General features: G+C 61.2%; 18 protein-coding genes. 10 read left to right on the top strand and 8 right to left on the bottom strand.

Translation table 11 applies throughout. The features are described from left to right. Positions 1–29 precede the first annotated feature (29 nt). The 3 genes from ACIOTL_RS17575 to disA are packed head-to-tail and all read left to right on the top strand — an operon-like array spanning position 30 to position 3,596. Entirely contained in the window at positions 30–1,058 is a 1,029-nt protein-coding gene (locus ACIOTL_RS17575) for an aromatic acid exporter family protein (RefSeq protein WP_286134711.1), read from the top strand. Between the two features lie 35 nt (positions 1,059–1,093). After that, positions 1,094–2,488 carry a DNA repair protein RadA gene (gene radA, locus ACIOTL_RS17570; RefSeq protein WP_105659005.1) on the top strand — a complete coding sequence of 465 codons (1,395 nt, stop codon included), beginning with the start codon at positions 1,094–1,096 and terminating at the stop codon, positions 2,486–2,488. Between the two features lie 34 nt (positions 2,489–2,522). Continuing rightward, a complete protein-coding gene (gene disA, locus ACIOTL_RS17565) occupies positions 2,523–3,596 on the top strand; it encodes a DNA integrity scanning diadenylate cyclase DisA (RefSeq protein ID WP_105659006.1) in 1,074 nt (357 codons plus the stop codon). 6 nt (positions 3,597–3,602) lie between these two features. On the opposite strand, the gene ACIOTL_RS17560 is transcribed toward disA, so the two are convergent. After that, positions 3,603–4,220: a hypothetical protein gene (locus ACIOTL_RS17560; protein WP_400344118.1), complete on the bottom strand. Its 618-nt coding sequence runs from the start codon at positions 4,218–4,220 to the stop codon at positions 3,603–3,605. Between the two features lie 123 nt (positions 4,221–4,343). On the opposite strand from ACIOTL_RS17560, the gene ACIOTL_RS17555 reads away from it, so the two are divergent. The 3 genes from ACIOTL_RS17555 (at position 4,344) to ACIOTL_RS17545 (ending at position 6,116) form a co-directional block, all read left to right on the top strand. After that, positions 4,344–5,252 carry an A/G-specific adenine glycosylase gene (locus tag ACIOTL_RS17555; RefSeq protein ID WP_105659008.1) on the top strand — a complete coding sequence of 303 codons (909 nt, stop codon included), beginning with the start codon at positions 4,344–4,346 and terminating at the stop codon, positions 5,250–5,252. A gap of 64 nt (positions 5,253–5,316) precedes the next feature. Beyond that, a complete protein-coding gene (locus ACIOTL_RS17550; protein WP_400344116.1) occupies positions 5,317–5,835 on the top strand; it encodes a DUF1206 domain-containing protein in 519 nt (172 codons plus the stop codon). Further along, a complete protein-coding gene (locus ACIOTL_RS17545; protein ID WP_400344114.1) occupies positions 5,790–6,116 on the top strand; it encodes a DUF1206 domain-containing protein in 327 nt (108 codons plus the stop codon). The genes ACIOTL_RS17550 and ACIOTL_RS17545 overlap by 46 nt, the downstream gene beginning before the upstream one ends. Positions 6,117–6,121: 5 nt before the next feature. On the opposite strand, the gene ACIOTL_RS17540 is transcribed toward ACIOTL_RS17545, so the two are convergent. Then, positions 6,122–6,631 carry an amino-acid N-acetyltransferase gene (locus ACIOTL_RS17540; protein ID WP_105659010.1) on the bottom strand — a complete coding sequence of 170 codons (510 nt, stop codon included), beginning with the start codon at positions 6,629–6,631 and terminating at the stop codon, positions 6,122–6,124. Between the two features lie 130 nt (positions 6,632–6,761). Here ACIOTL_RS17540 and ACIOTL_RS17535 point away from each other — a divergent pair, with 130 nt between their 5' ends. The 4 genes from ACIOTL_RS17535 to ACIOTL_RS17520 are packed head-to-tail and all read left to right on the top strand — an operon-like array spanning position 6,762 to position 9,295. Beyond that, the gene (locus tag ACIOTL_RS17535) at positions 6,762–7,979 is read left to right on the top strand and encodes an MFS transporter (protein WP_400344113.1); all 1,218 of its coding nucleotides are present in this window, start codon (positions 6,762–6,764) and stop codon (positions 7,977–7,979) included. A 57-nt stretch (positions 7,980–8,036) separates the two neighbouring features. After that, on the top strand, positions 8,037–8,381 hold the full coding sequence (locus tag ACIOTL_RS17530; RefSeq protein WP_219844379.1) for a helix-turn-helix transcriptional regulator: 345 nt from the start codon (positions 8,037–8,039) through the stop codon (positions 8,379–8,381). 48 nt (positions 8,382–8,429) lie between these two features. Next, entirely contained in the window at positions 8,430–8,852 is a 423-nt protein-coding gene (locus tag ACIOTL_RS17525) for a VOC family protein (RefSeq protein ID WP_105659013.1), read from the top strand. After that, a complete protein-coding gene (locus ACIOTL_RS17520) occupies positions 8,849–9,295 on the top strand; it encodes an iron chaperone (protein WP_105659014.1) in 447 nt (148 codons plus the stop codon). Before ACIOTL_RS17525 ends, ACIOTL_RS17520 begins: the two co-directional genes overlap by 4 nt. 32 nt (positions 9,296–9,327) lie before the next feature. Here the strand turns inward: ACIOTL_RS17520 and ACIOTL_RS17515 are convergent, their stop codons facing one another. From ACIOTL_RS17515 to ACIOTL_RS17490, 6 genes are all read right to left on the bottom strand, one after another. Further along, the gene (locus ACIOTL_RS17515; protein WP_105662701.1) at positions 9,328–9,795 is read right to left on the bottom strand and encodes a hypothetical protein; all 468 of its coding nucleotides are present in this window, start codon (positions 9,793–9,795) and stop codon (positions 9,328–9,330) included. Between the two features lie 90 nt (positions 9,796–9,885). After that, the gene (locus ACIOTL_RS17510) at positions 9,886–12,399 is read right to left on the bottom strand and encodes an ATP-dependent Clp protease ATP-binding subunit (protein WP_105659016.1); all 2,514 of its coding nucleotides are present in this window, start codon (positions 12,397–12,399) and stop codon (positions 9,886–9,888) included. 269 nt (positions 12,400–12,668) lie between these two features. Continuing rightward, complete coding sequence (locus tag ACIOTL_RS17505; RefSeq protein ID WP_105659017.1) at positions 12,669–12,989, bottom strand: Lsr2 family protein; 321 nt, start codon at positions 12,987–12,989, stop codon at positions 12,669–12,671. 137 nt (positions 12,990–13,126) lie between these two features. Next, positions 13,127–13,294 (bottom strand): hypothetical protein, encoded by a 168-nt coding sequence (locus ACIOTL_RS17500; RefSeq protein ID WP_166650875.1) that lies wholly within the window; start codon positions 13,292–13,294, stop codon positions 13,127–13,129. A gap of 2 nt (positions 13,295–13,296) precedes the next feature. Further along, positions 13,297–14,811, bottom strand: coding sequence for a lysine--tRNA ligase (gene lysS / locus ACIOTL_RS17495; protein WP_400344112.1), 1,515 nt, complete (start codon positions 14,809–14,811; stop codon positions 13,297–13,299). 138 nt (positions 14,812–14,949) lie between these two features. Beyond that, positions 14,950–16,923 (bottom strand): M13 family metallopeptidase, encoded by a 1,974-nt coding sequence (locus ACIOTL_RS17490; RefSeq protein ID WP_105662699.1) that lies wholly within the window; start codon positions 16,921–16,923, stop codon positions 14,950–14,952. Between the last annotated feature and the right edge of the window lie 205 nt (positions 16,924–17,128).

Here is a 17,128-nt window from a genome sequence, read left to right as displayed (position 1 = left end):
CGCGCAACTCCCTGCCTAGAATCCTGCGCATGACGCTTGGCGCAATCGGAGCCTTTTGGATCGCCGAAAGCATCTGGGGACATTCCCAACCGATTTTCGCAGCCACCAGCGCGCTGGTTTCCCTGGGCTTCGGCGCCTCCACCACCGTGCGCAAAACCGCCGAAGTCGCCCTGGGGTGCACCCTGGGGGTGGCGCTGGGCGATACCCTCATGCACTGGTTCGGGCAGGGGATCTGGCAGGCCGCACTGGTGATGTCGCTGAGCCTGGTCATTGCCCGCTATTTGGATTCCGGTGCCATCTTCTCCACCCAGCTGGGCATGCAATCGGCACTGGTAGTGCTGCTGCCCATCAGCGCGGATGGGCCATTTGCCCGTTCCATCGATGCCCTGACCGGGTCCCTGCTTGCCCTGCTGGTGATTATTTTCTGGCCTACCGACCCGCGGCGCAGCCCGGTGTCCGCGTTATCGGATCTGTTCAAGGAGCTCTCCGAAGCGCTTTTGGAATGCGCCTGGGCCATCCGCGACGATGACCGGCGCGCAGCCTTCCACGCACTGATCAAGGCTCGCGGAACCCAGAAGTACCTGGATATGCTGCCAGCCGCCTTCCGCGCTTCGAAGGAAATCGCAACGATTTCCCCCACCGGGCGTCGCCACCGCCATGAACTGAACCGGCTATCCAAGCGTTTCAACCACTACGACTGGGCCGCCCGCAACTCGCGGGTCTTCGCCCGGCGCCTTGCTTCCGTGCTCAGCAACAGCGCACTGACCCCGGAAGGCGCGCAAACCTTGGCTCCCCTGATGCGCGAGCTATCCGAGGCGGTCAACACCTTGGCGCACTCGGTGCGCGAAACCACGGTGGCTGGCCAACGCAAATACGAGAAGGCCGCCCAGCTGCAGCTCGAAGGCGTCGCCGCCCAACTGGATCCGCGCGCCCTGGGAGTTGAGGGGCTCCAGGGCGAAGGCCTGGTCTTGCTGCTGCGCCCGATGGTGGTGGATCTGCTCGAAGCGGCAGGCCGCGAACACGAGGAAGCCATCGAAGTGCTGCCCAAGCTGTCCTGAACGAAAATGTCCGCATAGCTCGATAGCATTGAGCCATGGCCAAAACCTCCACTCGCAGCAAGTCTTCCGCATCGTTCAAATGCTCTGAATGCGGGTGGACCACGATTAAGTGGGTGGGCCGCTGCGGCGAATGCCAGGCCTGGGGCACTGTCGAAGAAGTGGGTGTCGTCTCCGCCCGTACCGTAGCCGCGGCCAAGGTGGCCCACCCAGCCAAGCCGATCGCGCAGATTGACGGCTCCGAAGCGGCCTTCCGCCCCAGCGGCGTCTCCGAACTTGACCGCGTGCTCGGTGGCGGCCTGGTTCCGGCAGCCGCGATCCTGCTGGCCGGCGAACCTGGCGTGGGCAAGTCCACGCTGCTCTTGGACGTTGCCGCGAAAGCCGCGCAAACCGGCTTGCGCGTGCTCTATCTAACCGGTGAAGAGTCCGCCGCGCAGGTAAAGTCCCGCGCCGAACGCATCAACGCCATCGCCGATACGCTGTTCCTGGCCGCCGAAACCGACCTGGCTCTGGCCTTGGGCCAGATCCAGGAGATCGATCCGCAGCTGCTGATCCTGGACTCGGTGCAGACCTTCTCCTCGGCAGAGGTGGACGGCGCTGCCGGCGGCGTTTCCCAGGTGCGCGAAGTCGCTGCCTCGATCATCAACGCGGCCAAGACCCGAGCCATGTCCACCATCATGGTCGGCCACGTGACCAAGGAAGGTTCGGTCGCCGGCCCACGGCTGCTCGAGCACCTGGTGGACGTGGTCTGCCAGTTCGATGGCGAGAAGCATTCGCGGTTGCGCATCCTGCGCGCGCTGAAGAACCGCTACGGAGCCACCGACGAGGTGGGCTGCTTCGATTTGAATGAAGACGGCATTGAATCGCTGACCGATCCTTCCAAGCTTTTCGTCACCCGAACCCGCACCCCGGTGCCGGGCACCTGCATCACCGTCACGATGGAGGGCCGCCGGCCGCTGGTTGCCGAGGTGCAGACCTTGCTCTCGCGCAGCAATGCCCCTGCTGCCCGCCGGGCCACCAGTGGCTTGGATGCCGCGCGGGCGCAAATGGTTGTGGCGGTGCTGCAGGCCCGCGCGCATATGGATCTGTCGTCCATGGACTCGTATATCGCCACCGTGGGTGGCGTGAAAATTGCCGAACCCGCCTCGGATCTGGCCTGCGCGCTGGCATTGGCTTCTTCGATGAATGAATTCCCGCTGCCGCAGGACTTCGTGGCCTTCGGCGAAGTCGGCTTGGCCGGCGAAGTTCGGCAAGTACCGGAAATCTCACGGCGCATCACCGAGGCGCAGCGTCTGGGCTTCTCTTTCGCGATGGCTCCGGCCACCCCGGAACCGTTGAAGAATATCCCCGAGGGCATCCGCGTATTCCAGGTGGAGAACATCGCGCAGGCGCTGGATATTGCGTTTAACCAGCGACAGAAGCCCGCAGGATAAACTTGATTGTTGCTGCCCGCCGAAAGGACGCAAGTTGAAAGCGCACCCAACCCCCGGATTCCTTGCCGTTCTGGCCCAGATTGCCCCGGGTACCGAGCTCGCCCAGGGTCTTGAACGGATCCAGCGCGGCCGTACTGGCGCTCTCATAGTGCTGGGCCATGACAGGCTCGTGGAGTCGATCAGCTCCGGCGGCTTCAGGATCAACACCGAATACACGCCTACACGCATCCGCGAACTGGCCAAGATGGACGGCGCGATCATTCTGGACGGCACAGGACGCCAGATCCAGCAGGCCGGCGTGCAGCTGATGCCGGATGCGCAGATTGAAACCCAGGAGTCCGGCACCCGCCACCGCACGGCAGAACGCGTAGCCGCGCAAACCGGGTTCCCGACGATTTCGGTTTCGCAGTCCATGCAGACCATCACCCTCTATGCCGACGGCGAGCGCCATGTGCTCGAGCCAGCCGAGCGCCTGCTGGCCCGCGGCAACCAGGCTATTGCTACCTTGGAACGGTACCGCCACCGCCTGGACCAGGTCACCAGCGCCCTGTCAGCTGCGGAAATTGAAGATGTCGCCACCGCGCGGGAAGTGCTCGCTGTCTTGCAGCGCACCGAGATGCTGCGCCGTACCAGCGAAGAAATCTCCCGCTACGTGCTGGAGCTGGGCATCGATGGGCGCCTGCTGGCGGCCCAGCATGCGGAATTGCTCTCCGGCATCCAGGCGGATAACCAGTTGCTCCTGCGGGACTATTCCGACGCTGAAGGCCAGGAGCTGGATATCGAGCGTGCCCTGGAGACGCTGCATGAAGTTTCCGATGCCCAGCTCATTGAGCTTGATGGCCTGACCAAGATCCTGTTCCCGCACTCCACCATTGGCCAAGACGACCAGCTGACCCCGAAGGGCTACCGCCTGCTTTCGCAGATCCGCACAGTGCCCAAGCTGGTCGGGGACCGCCTGGTGGCGTCCTTCGATAACTTGCAGCTGCTCATGGCAGCGTCCACCAGCCAGCTCATGGAAATCGAGGGCGTCGGCGAGCAGCGTGCACGCTCCATCCGGGAAGGGCTGGCCCGCATGGCCGAATCCTCGTTGCTGGATCGCTACATCTAGGCGTTTTCACTCCAAGGTGAAGGTGACCGGCTCCGAAACGAAGTCGCCGATAGCGGCGGTGAACTTGTAGGTTCCCGGACGCGGCTGCACGCTGACCGACTTGCACCCGGGAGCCGAACGCTCGCGGTTCCAGGTGAAGCGCGCGTTCTCCTTCTGCCCCGGCTTGAAGGCCAGATTCACATCTTCTGCGCCATCCAGGCAATCGATGGTGGAGAAGATGCGGTCCGCGCCGCTGGAAACCAGGAACTCCTGCTGCGTGGTTCCGACGTTCAATTCGCATTCGCGCTTGGAAACATTTTCGATGCCCAGCAGCAAGGTCGGCTTCTTGTCCGAGGCGTAGCTTTTCGCATCGGTAGTCGCAGTAATCTCGACCTCGTCGCTCTTGCACTTCTTGGCCGCAGCTTCGTCGTCTTCCGGCTCTGGCGATGGCGAAGGAACCGACTGGGTTTGCTGGGCGCTTGACTCATTGCCTGCAGTTTTCTTCTCATCAGGGGAGAACAATCCGGCCAGCGCAACGACGCCCCAGACAAGCAGGCCGACGAGCACCAGGGCAAGTACTGCCACGGTGATCCGCCTGCGCCGGTAGACGCTGGCCGATGGTTTCCCCCCTGATGCGTTGCTCATGGCTTAAGGCTAATTCATTTGCCTGCCCGAAGCCGGTAATGGCGTAGGATCCAGGGCAAATCACGTTCTGCAATCCATTCCCGCTGATTCCGGGCCGACGGTGCGCTGGCTTAGAGTGGTGGGGTGCAGCAAATCCACAACACCATCAACACCTGGTACCTAGAGAACGCCCGCGACCTGCCTTGGCGACGCCCCGGAGTGAGCGGCTGGGAAGTCATGGTCAGCGAGTTCATGCTCCAGCAGACTCCGGTAGTTCGTGTCTTGCCGGTTTGGGAAGAATGGATGCGCCGCTGGCCACGGCCGCAGGATCTGGCTGCGGAACCGCTGTCCGAAGCACTGAAAGCGTGGGGACGGCTGGGCTATCCGCGGCGCGCGCAGCGCTTGCATGCCGCCGCCGTGGAGATCACCACCGAGTACAACGGCGAAGTCCCGCGCACCGAAGCCGAGCTCCTGGCCTTGCCGGGCATCGGCTCCTACACCGCGGCCGCCATTGCCTGCTTTGCCTTCGGCGAGCGCACCGTTGTCGTGGACACGAACATTCGCCGCGTGCATGCACGGCTCTTTGGCGGCATGGCATTGCCCGAGCCAAGCCCGCGTGCCAGTGAATTCGCCCGGGCTGCAGAAGTCCAGCCCGAGGATCATCAGGCAGCGAATCTGTGGAATATTTCGGTAATGGAACTCGGTGCCCTGGTGTGCACCGCTCGCAGCCCGAAGTGCGAGCAATGCCCGGTCTTCCAACAGTGCGCATGGATTGCCCAGGGGCAGCCGGCCCCGCACTACATCCCGAAGGGACAAGCTTGGAAGGGTACGGACCGGCAGGTCCGCGGCGCCATCATGGCGATCCTGCGCGAGCATGAGCAGGCGGTGCCAGAGCAGTCCTTCCTGGCCGAGCTGTCCCATGAATCGCATGCAAGGTATGTGGCGCTTGACCAATTGCAATCACCATTGGAGCAGCGTGAACGGGCACTGGCCGGGCTGCTCAAAGATGGCCTGGCGATCGCCGAAGAAGATGGAATCCGCCTGCCTTCGTAGCATCGGCCCGGAACGAGCCAGAAGCGGCTAGCTTTATGCCCTGATGCCTACCTATGCTTAGCCCATGAACGCTTCAGTTGATCCGGCCGCTGCTGTTCGCCACGTAGCCAAGCACCCATGGTTCGAACGCGCCGCACGCCTGGGATACGTCGCCAACGGCGTACTTCACGCAACCGTGGGAATCCTCGCAGCTTTCGTCGCTGCCGGCGGCAAGGCGGAAGCCGATCAGGGCGGAGCCATGGGCGCCTTGGCAGAGCAGCCTTTCGGCATGGTCTTGCTGTGGATCTGCGCAATCGGCGCACTATTGCTGGGCCTATGGTCCTTGGCGCAGGCCTTCTTGCCCGAAAACGAGCTGAAGGGCAGGCTCAAGTCCGCGGCCATCTCGGTGTCCTTCTTGGCTGTCGGCTTCACCTTTGGGCGGTTTGCGGTGGGAATTCCCAGTGATTCGGGAAAGACTGCCACCAGCTTCAGCGGAGAAATGATGAAGACCGGACTTGGCCGGGGGTTGCTGATCGCCTTGGGCCTGGGCTGCTGGCCATGGCCGGCTACTACATCTACAAGGGTGCCACCCGGAAGTTCTTGAAGGATCTCTCCGGTTCCGGAAATACCGAGGTATCGCGCGCGATCAAGTACTCGGGCATGCTGGGCTATCCTGCCAAAGGCGTAGTCCTCGGTGCCGTGGGCCTGCTCTTCATCGTGGCCACGGTACAGCGCGACCCGGAAGAGGCCAGCGGCATCGATGGCGCGCTGAAGGCCATCCAGGATCAGCCGTTTGGGCCGGTTGCCCTGGTTGCTATCGGTGCGGGCCTGGTTTGCTACGCGCTGTACCTGATATTCCGTGCGCGCTACGACCGGATGGACTAGAAGTATCAGTCCAGCGTAATGATCATCCGGGTGTTGCCCAAGGTATTCGGCTTCACGCGGGCGAGGTCCAGGAATTCAGCAACGCCTTCATCCCGGGAGAGCAGGATCTCCTGGTATACCGCTGGATCCACGGCGCTCTGGTCAGCCATCACCTTGAAGCCTTGGCGTATGAAGAAATCCACTTCGAAGGTCAGGCAGAAGACGCGGCCAACCCCGACTTCCCGGGCACGTTCCAAGAGTTCGGAGAGCAGGACATGGCCTACGCCCTTGCCACGCAGCTCGCCCGAGGTCGCCAAGGTACGGATTTCGGCGATGTCTTCCCAGATGACGTGCAAACCGCCGCAGCCGACAACATTGCCGTCCGCGTCCTCGGCGACCAGGAATTCCTGGATGGACTCGTAGTAGGTGACCGCTTCCTTATCCAGCAGGATCCGTTCCTCGGCCAACGGGCGCACAAGATTGCGGATAGCGTTGACATCACTGGTTCTGGCTGAGCGGACGGTAAAAGAGTTCACGTTCTAAATCCTATGCCCCACCGTTTGCAGAATCGAAGCAGATGCCGGATATGTCATTGAAGGAACATCCCGCAACACGGTGTGCCAAGATAAACTTGAACATTGAAGTCGCACTGGAGCAAGGATGAGGATGCCAGCTAGAACAGCACGCCCCGGATTCGGGTTGCTTGCCATCCTCCTATCCGCCGTCGGCATCGCTCCCCTGCTTAATTACGGGTTGAACGCCACCAGCGACCTGGTCATCAGGGATTTGGGAATCACCGAATCCCAGTTCGGCCTGTTGGCGACAGTGTGCTTCGGCTGCGCCGCACTGGGTAACGCCGTCTTCGGGAAGTTCTCCGACAGGCAACCGGATACCAGGCTGGTCCTGCTGATCTTCGGCACGACGGCGGTCGCGCTGGGCTTGGCAGCCATTCCCGCAGGCTACGTCTTGCTCCTGGCGGCTTCCGGCCTGGCCGGCTTCGCCCAGTCATTCCCCAACGGGGTCACCAACCGCATTCTGGCCCAGCGCGTCCCTAGTGCCCAGCGCATCACGTGGACTGGCATCAAGCAGTCTGGCGTGCAGGTTTCGCAGCTCGTAGGCAGCGTGGGGTTCCCGCTGCTGGCTGCATTCATTGGCTGGAACGGAGCATCGCTGGCCGGCGCCGTGCTCGCCGCGGTCCTCGCGGTGATCGCTGTACGGGTTATCCGCGCAACCCCCGTGCTCGCCGCGCCTGCCCCGCAGAAGGCGGCAGCGGGCGCGAGCCAGCCGGTGGCTGCGGCCGCCCCCTCCACGAAGTTCGTCATTTTTGCGCTGGCCCTATTCGGTTTCATCAACGGTGTCGGCGTACAGGCAACCAACGTCTACCTGGCGCTCTTTGCGGTCCGCGAGCTGGACTTCTCCTTGGTCGCTGGCGGCCTGACCGCCGCGGTCGCTGGCGTCATTGGCGTTTCCGCCCGCGTCGGATGGGGGCAGATGATGTCACGCGGCGTATCAGCGCCTAAGCTCTTGCTGCTGCTGGCGTCACTGGCCACTGCGGGCGGTGCCAGCTTCCTGATGGCCCAGCAGCTGCACTCGGTGGCCTTGCTCTGGCTAGCGGTCTGCCTGCACGGGGCCTCGGCCCTGGGAGTTTCGGTAGTGCTGATGGCGGGCTTGCTGCGGGTGATCCCCGCAAGCCGCCTGGGAAGTGCCAGCGGAATCGTCTCGGCGGGCCAGTTTGGCGGTTTCACCGTGGGGCCCTTGGCCATGGGCCTGCTGGTCGGCTCGGCCGGTGGCTTCACCGCGGGCTGGATCACCGTCACCGGGATCTACCTGTGCTCAACGGTGCTGGGTGCATTCCTTGTCCTGCGAGCCAGGAACCGGGGCTAGCCGGTGGATGCCGAAGCGCTGAAAACCCTGGCGCACCTGCGCCGGGCCAGGGACCTGATGGACCGGCACTATGCGGAACCATTGGATGTGCCTGCGTTGGCCCAGCGTGCTTCCATGTCTCCTGCTCATTTTTCCAGGGAGTTCAAGCGGGCCTATGGCGAGACCCCGCATGCCTATTTGCTCACCCGCCGTATCGAGCGCGCCATGCATCTGCTGCGCGCATCGGTCTCGGTAACAGATGCTTGCATGCAAGTGGGATGGACCTCTCTGGGTTCCTTCAGCACGCGCTTCACGGAAGTGGTCGGCGAAACTCCCTCGTCATACCGGGAACGGGACCATTCAGCCACCGAGCAGATCCCTGCCTGCATCGCCAAGATCCTTTTGCGTCCCGAGAGATTCTGAGCAGTTTTGAAGAAGCGCTATCTGGTCGGCGCTCCCTAGGCTGGAGCCATGGCAAGCATTTCAATCAATCATGTCCCTTTGACCGTGCTCGATGTGGATGAGGCGCTCGCGTTCTACCGCGATGCGCTGGGCTTCACGGTCCTCTCCGATGTCGCCAACGGCGGCTTCCGCTGGGTGTCCCTTGGCGGCTCCGACGGCGCCGGCACCAGCCTGGTGCTTTCGGCTCCGGGCGCTGGCCGGTCAGCTGCCGATGCGCAGGCCTTGGCCGAGCTGGTAGCCAAGGGCGCGATCGGCCCGCTGGTGCTGTCCACCAATGATCTGGACAAGGTCTTTGAAACTTTGAGCGCGTCGGGCGCTGAAGTCCTGCAGGAGCCAATGGACCAACCGTGGGGTCCGCGCGATTGCGCCTTCCGCGATCCTTCGGGAAATATGGTCCGTATCAACCAAGCAGTTCAGGGAGAAGAAGCATGAGCAGTTCAGAACAAGAAGGCTTTTCAGCCGCCGAGAAGGCCGCGATGAAAGAGCGGGCCGCTGAGGTGCGCACTTCGAAGAAGCGCATGACCAAAGCCGAGAAGGCGGAACAGGCCCGCAAGGAAGTGGAAGAGAAGATTGCTTCCTTCGAGGGCAACGACAAGGTGCTTGCGCAGAAGCTGCACCGGATCATCACCGAGACGGCTCCGGAATTGGAGCCGAAAACCTGGTATGGCATGCCCGCTTACGCTTTGGACGGCAAGATCTTGTGCTTCATGCAGGATGCCAAGAAGTTCGGTACCCGCTACCTGACTTTCGGCTTCAACGATGTTGCGCAGCTGGATGAGGGCACCCTATGGCCCACCTCGTTCGCCATTACCGCGCTTGATGGGCAGCTCGAAGAAATGCTTGCCGAGTTGGTAGCCAAGGCGGTGGCCCGCTAAGCCCAGCACGCCCGGAGGGAATCGATTGCTCTTCAGGCGTCGAGGCTTTCTTGCTCCGCCTGGGGCAATGCCTTTGCCAGCAGCGAGGCGGAAAGCGCGAAGACCCCGATCAGCCCAAGCAGTCCCATGCCAATAGGCAGGGTGCCTTGCTGCGCGGCGTCTTCTCCCATGGCAGCGAGAAGCATGGCAGCGCCCAGTCCGAGGATTCCGAAGCCAGCGGCCAGGAAGCAGACCACAATCGATTTCGGTCCCGGGTTCCAGTGCCCCAATGAGGTGAAGTCGCGGTAGGCAATGATGCCGATGGCAATACTGAGCGTGCCCGCGGCACCAATCACCAGCACCACCAGCCACGTTGGGCCGTATCCGGCTCCGTCGGTGCCGGCATGGCGCACCAATTGTCCAGGAAGCTGGGGACGGAGGAGAAGGTACAGGGCTGAATAGGCCATGACTGCGAGGCAGGAAGCGGCAATCAGCTGTTGCCCTTTGCTTCGCTTCTTCATGTGTTGAGCCTACGACATGGCCGGATTAAAGCCAATAGCCGTGGAACTGAACGTTGTCAGTTCCACGGCTATGGGTTATGCCTCTGCGGCCTAGCTTTCCAGTGCTGCCGGTGCCGGCTCGCCTTCCAGCTGGCCGGTGCCGCCTTCAGCATGGAAGACGAACTTGCGGCTCTCGCCTTCGCCCTCGACGTCGACGGTGACCTTCTGGCCCGCAACGATCTGGCTGAAGAGGATGCGCTCGGAGAGCTGGTCCTCGATATCGCGCTGGATGGTGCGGCGAAGCGGGCGGGCACCCATTGCTGGATCGTAACCGCGCTGGGCCAGCAGGCTGCGGGCAGCCTGGGTCAGCTCGATGGTGATCTCGCGTTCTTCCAGGCGCTTGGCCAGGCGTGCGATGAACAGGTCGACGATTTCTTCGATCTCGTCCTGGTTCAGCTGCGGGAAGACCACCGTGTCATCAACACGGTTCAGGAATTCAGGGCGGAAATGCTGACGCAGTTCTTCCTGGACCTTGGCCTGCATGCGCTCGTAACCGGTCTTGGTATCCGCGGCCGACTGGAAGCCGGTCATCACACCCTTGGAGATGTCGCGGGTACCGAGGTTGGTGGTCATGATGATGATGGTGTTCTTGAAGTCCACCACACGGCCCTGGGAGTCGGTCAAGCGGCCGTCTTCCAGGATCTGCAGCAATGAGTTGAACAAGTCGGCATGCGCCTTCTCGACCTCGTCGAAGAGCACTACGGAGAACGGACGGCGGCGGACCTTCTCGGTCAGCTGCCCGCCCTCTTCGTAGCCGACGTAGCCCGGAGGAGCACCGAAGAGCCGGGAAACGGTGTGCTTCTCCGAGTATTCGGACATGTCCAGGGTGATCAGCGCGTCTTCTTCACCGAAGAGGAACTCTGCCAGCGCCTTGGCCAGCTCGGTCTTGCCTACACCGGTTGGGCCGGCGAAGATGAACGAACCACCTGGGCGGTTCGGATCCTTCAGGCCTGCACGGGTACGGCGGATCGCCTGGGAGATGGCCTTGATCGCCGAGTCCTGGCCGATGACGCGCTTGTGCAGCTCGTCTTCCATGTTCAGCAGGCGCGTGGACTCTTCCTCGGTCAGCTTCACAACCGGGATGCCGGTGGAGTTGGCAAGTACCTCGGCAATAAGGTCCTCGGTCACCTCGGAGACTTCGTCCATGTCGCCATTGCGCCAGGACTTCTCCTTCTCGTTGCGGGCCTCAATCAGCTTGGATTCCTTATCGCGCAGCGAAGCAGCCCCTTCGAAGTCCTGCGCGTCAATCGCAGCTTCCTTCTCCAGGCGCACGGTGGCGATTTCCTCGTCCATTTCCTTCAAGGCCGGAGGAGCGGTCATGCGCTGGATGCGCAGGCGTGCGCCCGCCTCGTCGATCAGGTCCACGGCCTTGTCCGGCAGGAAGCGATCGGAGATGTAGCGGTGCGCCAGCGTGGCAGCGGCCTGCAGTGCACCATCGGTGATGGTCACGCGGTGGTGCGCCTCGTAGCGGTCGCGCAGGCCACGCAGGATCTGCGTGGTCAGCTCTACCGAAGGCTCCTTGACCTGGATCGGCTGGAAGCGGCGCTCAAGCGCTGCATCCTTCTCGATATTCTTGCGGTACTCATCCAAGGTGGTGGCACCGATGGTCTGCAGTTCGCCACGAGCCAGCATCGGCTTGAGGATCGACGCGGCATCGATGGCGCCCTCGGCGGCACCAGCACCAACGAGGGTGTGGATCTCGTCGATGAACAGGATGATATCGCCACGGGTGCGGATTTCCTTGAGGACCTTCTTCAGGCGTTCCTCGAAGTCGCCGCGGTAGCGGGAGCCGGCCACCAGGGAACCGAGGTCCAGGGTGTACAGCTGCTTGTCCTTGATGGTCTCGGGCACATCGCCGCGCACGATCGACTGGGCCAGGCCCTCGACGACTGCGGTCTTGCCGACACCAGGCTCGCCGATCAGCACCGGGTTGTTCTTGGTACGGCGCGAGAGGACCTGCATGACGCGTTCCATCTCGTGCTCGCGGCCAATCACTGGATCGAGCTTGCCCTCGCGGGCAGCTGCGGTGAGGTTGCGGCCGAACTGGTCGAGCACCGCCGAGCCTGCCGGGGTGCCTTCCTGCTGTCCGCCCGAGCTGACGCCAGCGGAGGCAGTTTCCTTGCCGCCCTGGTAGCCCGAGAGCAGCTGGATGACCTGCTGGCGCACGCGACCGAGGTCAGCGCCCAGCTTCACCAGTACCTGGGCTGCGACGCCCTCGCCCTCGCGGATCAGGCCGAGCAGGATGTGCTCGGTACCAATGTAGTTATGCCCCAGCTGCAGCGCTTCGCGCAGCGAGAGCTCCAAAACCTTCTTGGCGCGAGGAGTGAACGGGATATGACCGGAAGGCGCCTGCTGGCCCTTGCCGATAATCTCCTGAACCTGCTCACGAACGGCACCCAGCGAAATATTCAGCGACTCAAGCGCCTTTGCGGCGACACCGTCGCCTTCGTGGATTAGACCGAGCAACAGGTGCTCGGTGCCGATGTAGTTGTGGTTGAGCATGCGCGCCTCTTCTTGGGCGAGCACGACAACTCGACGGGCACGGTCGGTAAATCTCTCAAACATCTTCGGCACACTCCTTGCTTACCAATAATTCGATGCTACGCACCAAGCGCCGGCAATGCGCCCTTGTTCGCCACAGGGATAACCGAAGCGGTCCCCTGGTACCGGAAATCCGTAATTGAGGTGCAATTAATTTCCAGATTTACTTGGCTCGCCAATATTGCGATGTTCAATGAAAGTATTGGATGAATTACGAACGTCGTTATAAGAATAAGAGCCGGCACGCATTGCGTGCCGGCTCTTATATTGAGACTTGTTGAAAACCTCGCAAATTACTTCGCGCGGTTTCGTCCGCCCTTGCGCATTGCAGCATTGTAGGCATCTACAACTTCTGCATTAAGGCGTCCGCGTGCGTTGACCTTGATGTTGTTTTCCTTCGCCCATGCGCGGATTGCTGGAGCTTCGCTCGCTGCAGTCTGCTTCGACGAGCGCGCCGCATCGATGTACGGCTCGATGGCTGCATGGAACTGAGCAGCATGCTCGTCGTTCAGGTCGATTTCAAAATGCTGACCAGCGACGCTGAATGCAATAGATTCAGTCGCCTCGCTACCATCAATATCGTCGATCAGGGCAATTTGAACCTGACGTGCCATTTAGGAATTCCTCCGAGCTTGAATGTACTGGACCAACTGACATTCGATCATCAGCCCATTTCAAACAACAAGCATATACAAATAGCCGCACTAAACTCTAATTATCATCAGAATTCACAAGGTTCTTTCAGGAAAGACTAATTCTCGTTTACTGGATTATTAGAATCCGAGCGATTTTGAATTAGCGCATCAGCTTCAGCTTCAGCTTGGCGTTCTTTTCGATCCGCGTTTGTAATTGCTTTCATCACGTACCAGAAAAGCAGCGCCAGGCCGATTGTCGGGACGATCGCCTCAATATATGGCATTCCTATGCCTCCGGCTTTAGGAGTGGGAACAGAATAGTTTCACGAATACCGACGTTGGTGAAAAGCATAACCAGACGATCGATACCCAAACCGATACCGCCCATCGGCGGTGCACCGTATTCCAATGCACGAAGGAAGTCTTCGTCAAGCTGCATTGCTTCCGGATCGCCGCCAGCAGCCATCAGGGACTGCTCGGTCAGGCGCTCGCGCTGGATCACCGGGTCAATCAGCTCGGAGAACGCGGTACCGCGCTCCATGCCGCCGATGATCAGGTCCCAGGCCTCGATGACTCCCGGCTTCGAGCGATGCGGGCGTGCCAGCGGCTGTGCCAGTGGCGGGTAGTCGCACACGAAGGTCGGATCGATCAAGGTCGGCTCGACGATTTCGCCGAACAGCTCGATGACCAGCTTCTGGGCGCCCCAGGCCGGATCGATCTTCACTTCGTGCTTCGCAGCGACTTCGCGCAGCACCGAAGCATCGGTTTCCGGGGTGATCTCCACGCCGACAGCTTCAGACAGGCCAGGGTAGACGCTGACCCAGCGCCAATCGCCGTCCAGGTTAGCGGTGCCCTTGGGGGTCTCGATGGTGCGGCCGGCACCAATGGCATCAGCGGCATTGAGAATGATTTCCTTGATGCGATCGGCCATGACGTACTGGTCGGCGTAGGCTTCGTATGATTCCAAGGTGGTGAATTCCGGCGAGTGGGTCGAGTCGACACCCTCGTTGCGGAAGATGCGCCCCACTTCGAAGACGCGGTCAACACCGCCAACGACGCACCGCTTGAGGTACAGCTCGGTTGCGATGCGCAGGGTCATTTCCTGGTCAAAGGCGTTCAGGTGCGTCTTGAATGGACGGGCCGAAGCGCCACCGTGAACCAGCTGCAGCATCGGGGTCTCAACCTCGACGTAGCCGCGGTTCTCCAGGGTGTTGCGTACGGCGCGGACGATCGCGGCGCGCTTGTAGACTATTTCGCGGGCCTCGTTGCGCACGATCAAATCGGCGTAGCGCTGGCGCACGCGGGTCTCTTCATTCAGATCGGCGTGCAGCACCGGCAGTGGGCGCAGGGCCTTGGAAGCCATTTCCCAAGCGTCTGCCATGATGGACAGCTCGCCGCGGCGCGAGGAGATGACCTTGCCGGTCACGAACACATGGTCGCCCAGATCGACGAGCGACTTCCACTGGGCCAGGCGCTCTTCGCCAACGTTGGCAAGCGAGAGCATGACCTGCAGGCGAACCCCTTCGCCCTTCTGGCCGCCTTCCTGCAAGGTGGCGAAGCACAGCTTGCCGGTGTTGCGCATGAAAACGATGCGGCCGACAATGCCGACGACGTCTTCGGTCTCTTCACCAGCTTCGAGGTGCTCGTACTTGTCGCGGATTTCCTGCAACGAGTGGGTGCGAGCTATGCCTACCGGGTAGGCTTCCTCGCCCTTGGCCAGCAGCTGGTTGCGCTTATCGGTGCGCACCTGTCGCTGATCGTTTGGATCTGGGGCCTGTGCGGAATTATTTTCGGAAGTCACAATAGACCATTCTACGTGTCATGGCGTGCAGTTGAAGCCCTTCATGATCAGCCTTACACAGTGATCTTGGCCCGTAACGCAGGATAGGGCAGGGGCAAAGCTGGCTTTGCCCCTGCCCTATCCATTCAGTTATGCGGTTTACCAGATTTCTACGCGGTCAGCTGGATCCAGCCACATGCCATCGCCGGGCTTGGTGCCGAAGGCCTCGTGGAAGGATGCCAGGTTCTTCGGAACCTGGTTGCAGCGGAACTCCCCGGGTGCATGCGGGTCGGTGGTCACGCGTACTACCGCGGTCTCCGGACGAATCAGCGTGCGCCAGCATTCGGCCCAGGAGTAGAAGAAGCGCTGGTCTCCTGTGATGCCGTCGATCACTTCATCTTCCTGTATGCCAAGGGCGGCCAACTCGAGCTTGTAGGCCTTGTAGGCAATGCCCAGGCCTCCGAGGTCGCCGATGTTCTCGCCCAAGGTCAGTGCACCGTTGACGTTGTGTTCCGGGGCTTCTGAAGGGGACAGCGCGTTGTACTGGTCCACCAGCTTGGCGGTCAGCTTCTCGAAGGAAGCCCGGTCCTCATCGGTCCACCAATTGGTCAACTGGCCAGTGCCATCGAACTGCGAGCCCTGGTCATCGAAGCCGTGGCCGATTTCGTGGCCGATGACCGCGCCGATGCCACCGAAGTTCGAAGCGATATCGCGGTTCACGTCGAAGAATGGCGGGCGCAGGATTGCCGCTGGGAACGCGATTTCGTTCAGCAGCGGGTGGTAGTAGGCGTTCACCGTCTGGGGGAACATGAACCACAGTTCGCGATCCACCCCGTCATCGATCTTCTTCAATTCACGAGCGAACTCGAATTCGTTCGCCGAGGCAATATTCGCGATGACGTCCAGTTCATCAGCCTGGATGGCAGAGTAGTCGATCCATTGGTTCGGGTAGCCGATCTTCGGACGGAACTTGGAAAGCTTATCCAGTGCCTTTTCGATGGTCTCCGGGCCCATCCAGGACAGTTCGCTGATCGAGATGCGGTAAGCCTCGATGAGCCGTTGAACCAGCGCGTCCATGGCGTCCTTGGCCTCTGCAGGGAAGTGCTCAGCCACGTACAGCTGGCCGATGTCTTCGCCTACAGCACCTTCGGTGAATGCGACACCTCGCTTCCAGCGCTCCTTGAGCTGTTCCACGCCACCGAGCTTGGCCGAGTAGAAGGAGAAATTCTCATTGACGAATGCGCTGGACAAGTAGGGAGCGAAGGAGCGCAGCACCTGGACCCGCAACCAGTTCTTCCAGGCATCCAGCGGCTGGGAGCCGAATAGCTCAGACAATCCCTGAAGGTAGCTTGGCTGCCAGACGACAACTTCGCTGTAGTACTTCGGCTCAATGCCGGCGCCAGCCAGCCAGGTCCTCACACCCGGGAAAAGCGCGGAAAGCTCCTCATCGGACATCAGGTTGTAGCGTGCCTGAGCATCGCGGACCTTGACCCGGTCCCAGTGATGCGAGGCCATGGCCTTCTCGAGCGCTACGACATGTGCGGCCGCGGCTTCGGCATCAGCAATACCGCCAAGGGCCAGCAGGCGGCCAAGGTGGTCCTGGTAGTCGGATACGGTTTCAGCGAACTGCTCTTCGCGATAGTAGGACTCATCAGGCAGGCCCAGTCCGCCTTGCAGGAAGGTCAGCAGGTTCCGGTCCGGATTGCCGGCGTCGTTCATCGCGCCGATATCCATGAAGCCGCTGATGCCTTTGCGCTGGAAGAAACCGCATACTTCGAGCAGTTGTTCGGTGCTCTGGATATCCGAAATAGTATTCAAGAAGACAGCAACCGGATCGGCACCGCGTTCTTCGATAACGGCTTCATTCATGAATGAGCTGTAGAGGCGGGCAATGCGCTGGGTGGCGGCGTCAGTTTCTGCACCGGAATCGACCTTCTGCACTGCTTCATTAATGATTCCGTGGACCGCAGCCTCAGCCTGGTCGCGGAGTTCCATGAAGGAACCGTAAATTCCTTGATCTCCTGGAATTGTTGCTGTCTCGAACCACTTGCCATTGCTATGGCGGTAGAGATCGTCCTGGGGACGAATTGAATCGTCGCGGTATGTCAGTGGACTCGTAGTCTCGGTGGTCACGGAAAGCCCCTCGTGTAGAAGATCTTGTTATTTCTACTACACACCTTATCTACTTCCATGAAGATAGGAAGGGTGAGGACGGCCGATGCGCGTACGGCTTAAATAGTCAAGTTAAACAGGTGAGGCCCCGGCACCAAACGGTACCAGGGCCTCAAACCATCTACTCAAGTTAAGTCCGGCGGTGACCTACTCTCCCACACCCTCA

The organism is Glutamicibacter sp. NPDC087673 (assembly GCF_044743255.1).
Taxonomy (GTDB): Bacteria; Actinomycetota; Actinomycetes; order Actinomycetales; family Micrococcaceae; genus Glutamicibacter.
Note: the sequence above shows the minus strand (reverse complement) of the source record. Positions and strands in the feature narration are given on the sequence as shown.